This is a genomic window from Nostoc flagelliforme FACHB-838, assembly GCF_014698065.1.
Taxonomy (GTDB): domain Bacteria; phylum Cyanobacteriota; class Cyanobacteriia; order Cyanobacteriales; family Nostocaceae; genus Nostoc; species Nostoc flagelliforme_B.
The window spans coordinates 1-3,490 of the sequence record NZ_JACJSI010000525.1 but is presented as its reverse complement, the minus strand read 5'-3'; the positions used below and the strand labels follow the sequence as shown (position 1 = coordinate 3,490).

The 3,490-nt window shown below is 40.9% G+C and carries 6 protein-coding genes; 5 read left to right on the top strand and 1 reads right to left on the bottom strand.

The genetic code is table 11. The annotated features are described in order from the left end of the window. Window positions 1-183 precede the first annotated feature (183 nt). The 3 genes from H6G97_RS47995 to H6G97_RS47990 all read left to right on the top strand — a co-directional run bounded on the left by H6G97_RS47995 (window position 184) and on the right by H6G97_RS47990 (window position 1,680). Window positions 184-573 (top strand): hypothetical protein, encoded by a 390-nt coding sequence (locus H6G97_RS47995; protein ID WP_190947368.1) that lies wholly within the window; start codon window positions 184-186, stop codon window positions 571-573. A 14-nt stretch (window positions 574-587) separates the two neighbouring features. After that, a complete protein-coding gene (locus H6G97_RS52050; RefSeq protein WP_206759178.1) occupies window positions 588-752 on the top strand; it encodes a hypothetical protein in 165 nt (54 codons plus the stop codon). 148 nt (window positions 753-900) lie between these two features. Beyond that, the gene (locus tag H6G97_RS47990) at window positions 901-1,680 is read left to right on the top strand and encodes a BRO-N domain-containing protein (protein ID WP_338422014.1); all 780 of its coding nucleotides are present in this window, start codon (window positions 901-903) and stop codon (window positions 1,678-1,680) included. A gap of 47 nt (window positions 1,681-1,727) precedes the next feature. Here H6G97_RS47990 and H6G97_RS47985 read toward each other — a convergent pair whose 3' ends face one another. Then, the gene (locus H6G97_RS47985; protein ID WP_190947367.1) at window positions 1,728-2,195 is read right to left on the bottom strand and encodes an AAC(3)-I family aminoglycoside N-acetyltransferase; all 468 of its coding nucleotides are present in this window, start codon (window positions 2,193-2,195) and stop codon (window positions 1,728-1,730) included. A gap of 170 nt (window positions 2,196-2,365) precedes the next feature. On the opposite strand from H6G97_RS47985, the gene H6G97_RS47980 reads away from it, so the two are divergent. Both H6G97_RS47980 and H6G97_RS47975 read left to right on the top strand, forming a co-directional pair. Further along, complete coding sequence (locus H6G97_RS47980; protein ID WP_190947366.1) at window positions 2,366-2,692, top strand: hypothetical protein; 327 nt, start codon at window positions 2,366-2,368, stop codon at window positions 2,690-2,692. A 282-nt stretch (window positions 2,693-2,974) separates the two neighbouring features. After that, on the top strand, window positions 2,975-3,301 hold the full coding sequence (locus tag H6G97_RS47975; protein WP_190947365.1) for a DEAD/DEAH box helicase: 327 nt from the start codon (window positions 2,975-2,977) through the stop codon (window positions 3,299-3,301). The last annotated feature ends 189 nt before the right edge of the window (window positions 3,302-3,490 follow it).

Sequence of the window (3,490 nt, the reverse complement as noted above, 5' to 3'; positions counted from 1 at the left end):
TCAAATTGCTACGGTATGCTTTAGTCATTTGCTCACAAGGTGCTGGTTTCTACAAATCTCAGCATAAGCTTTGTGAGCTTTCTTACAACATTACCCTACTTTTAAAACATCCTCTAAGGGAATGATGAAGGTTCTACTCTTGGAGATGCAGCTAAAAAATGCCGAAACGAGCGGATTGGCACATTGATTTTACATATTTCTTCACTCGGCGGTTCTAGCAAGGAGAATGTTTGGTTACTTGCTCAATCACCTTACGTTGGCCCATTGGGGTTAAATTTGTCTGCTACTAGTCAAATTACGGCAGTCGCTATTATTTCTGATCGGAATACTAATGTCTTAAAACAATGGAAAAAATCACCGATTCTAGAAATGATTGATTTAGAGAAAATAAACACTTTGATTAAAGCTTCTCCATGCAACCGTGCTGTGTTCTTTGGTGGTAATTCCACATGGGGCGCAATGCCTGAGTTACCTAATTACTCTGCTCTTGACAGGGACAATGATAAGCCAACAGGAGATTCGTTATCAACCCAAGAACGACAACAGTTGAGAGCACTACAGCTACACCCTTGAGTCCTACTCAACAAATGATTGATAAATTGGAGCGAACACGGCATTTAACACTTGAAGATTTTATTCTCAAAGAGTTGGGAGAGAATGAGCGCGCCTCTGAATTAAAAACAGCAATTGTTACACTTATCCACCAAACTGACCATCAAGGATTAATTTACAAATTTAAACTTGACGGCTGATTCTCAACATCAACTTTGAGCAATTTGATAACAATAAAGGAGAGATTTTAGTTATGTCAGACTTATCAGTTTTCGTGTTTGAGTCTCAGAAGTTCGGTTCGTTGGCACACCAGAGAAACCAGAATGGGTCGCTGCCGATGTCTGTGCAATATTAGACATTGATACTTCCGTTGCTGTCAATGGTAGAAAGCGAACATCAGCCGATGGCAGTGAGTATTTTGATGGAGGATTGGACGTTGATGAAAAGGGTACTGCCATTGTCAGTACCCTTGGTGGAGAACAAGAAATGCTTACAGTAACTGAAGCTGGACTTTACCGCTTGATTTTTAAATCCCGTAAACCAGTTGCCAAGCGCTTCCAGCGTTGGGTATTTCACGAAGTTCTTCCGTCACTGCGGCGCACTGGCAGATACGAAATGCCAAAGCCAAACCAGCAACAAAATACCAAACCCACGCTTGATGAACTCGTTAACTTTGGACAAAAGATTCTGTCTGGCACTCGCCTCAGTGCAGAACTTCAAACCATCACCATCCTTCGAGGTGTACAAGCGCTGCGTCCCGAAATAACCCCAATGGCACAGGAGTTGGTCGGAGCAATTCAAGAAATCGTTGCAACTCCCGACCGACACCTGCCTCCAACTGAACTAGGGAAAATCTATGCCGAGCGTAATGGACTGCCCAAGCCTGTAAGACCAGAAGTGGTCAATCGCGTTTTGGAGTCTGCTGGACTACAGTGTAAACAAGTCGAAATCAAGATTGATTCTACAGGCAAACAACGCCAAAAGAACATTTGGCATTTGACTGAAAAAGGTAAACTCTGGGGTACTGTCACAAGAGATAAAGCTCGGACTCACGATAAAATCATTGAACACGTCCGATGGTTGCCCAATGTTTTAGAGGTAATTGATTTAAGCGTAGATGAGAATTGAAAGCTCTCTAATATGCTTTTCTCGAAAAGCCACTACTCGGATAAGCATTAGGCATTGTCATTGCCGCCATTAACTGGTATGTCGAAATGCAATACGTCTTCGCGATCGCCCAGCTTTGTATAAAGTTTAATGGCTGGATCGTCACCGATATCCGCCTGGACGAAAATGACATAAGCCCCATAAGCTGCTGCTACTTCCTTCAGCTTCTGAATTAATGCCGTTGCGATCCCCTGCCGTCGGTGTGCAGAGGCAACAGCTAGATCGTAGATGTAAATCTCACTGCGCTCCTGCTCGAACTTTTTAAGCTCGTATGCAGTAAGACCGCCAACGACCTCACCTTCTTTCAATGCAGCGATCACAATGAAGTAGTCACTATCGAGCAGTTGCCGCAGGTAGTCTGCGCTAGGGGGATTTTTATATGTCTCCACCTCATCGAACGCCTCACCAAAGGTCGCTAATAGAGCTTCCATTAATGCAACGTCCTCCGGCACAATCTGTTGAATGCTTAAGTTCATAAGACCTCGCGGGATTTTCCTTAACTTTTCTTGCGGTAGTGGATCTAGTAGAGTTACTAGAAGTATTCTATTTAGTTGAAATTGACCTATATTAGTGGAATCAGGTTCACCAGCGAATGTACACTAGTTCATACTTTTATTTGTTTATTAAAAATAAGGAATAAATACTTATGTCTGATTTTGAAGCACCAAATAGACTAGACCGTATTGAAGTATTGGCTATTAGGAATACTGAAGCTATAGCAGCACTAACCACTAAAATTGATAATTTGACTGATAATGTAAATGATTTAACAAATAATGTTGACCGTGTATTAAGCCGTAGTGCAGTTTTAGATGATGTGTTACTTGAATTACGTGATAGTCAGGAACAGCAACAAAGAAATTTTGAAGAACATCAGCGTCATTTTGATGAACATCAAAGAACCACTAACGCTGCGCTAAATAGCTTAGAAGCTATATTACTACAATTGATAAGAATATTTCCACAATCCTAAATCAGCAGTAAAGAGAACCTGCTTCTAGCCCTTGCTTTCACGTAACTATTTATTTTTTTACATTTTCCTTTAACATTTAGCAACATTGACAAAGATATCTAATCAGCGCACAATAATTCGACTAGCCTTTGTCGCCTGTTCCATTCGGAATATCAACTTTATAAGACTATTCACTATTTTTACTACTTTTAGAGTTGGGATTATCGATATCTTAACTTGAAGAGTTTGTGGCATAATGAGCAATATTCCCACGAGAGAAAAATTCTTGTTGAGGTAGATTAAATGCCTGTTACCTACGAACTTAGAGATTATCAACATCAGTGGATAAAAGATATTTGGAATTCTTGGGAGAAAGGTAATAGGCGGGTGCTTGGACAACTCCCCACAGCCGCCGGAAAAACGGTGTGTTTTGCACATATTTCTCATAAATTCTTTGAACAAGGAAAGCAAGTTTTAGTCATTGCCCATCGGATTGAGTTGATATCTCAAGCTGCCGAAAAGCTAGAGCAAATTATCGGTGAACCAGTTGGGATTATCAAAGCAGGTGTTCTGGCTAATCCGGAACGGAGAATCCAAGTTGCTAGCGTTCAAACGTTGAGCAGACGGTAATCGTTCATGGGGGTAATTTATTGCTGAAATCGAGCAAAATATAATGATTGAAGAAGCTACAGCGACTAAACACACAAGGGGAGCAACGCGATTTTGTGAGGTCGGATCAAAAACCAGCGATCGCTAAAACTTACATTTGTGTATGAAGTAATTTTATTTACAATTAGCATACGTAATTACACGACAAAT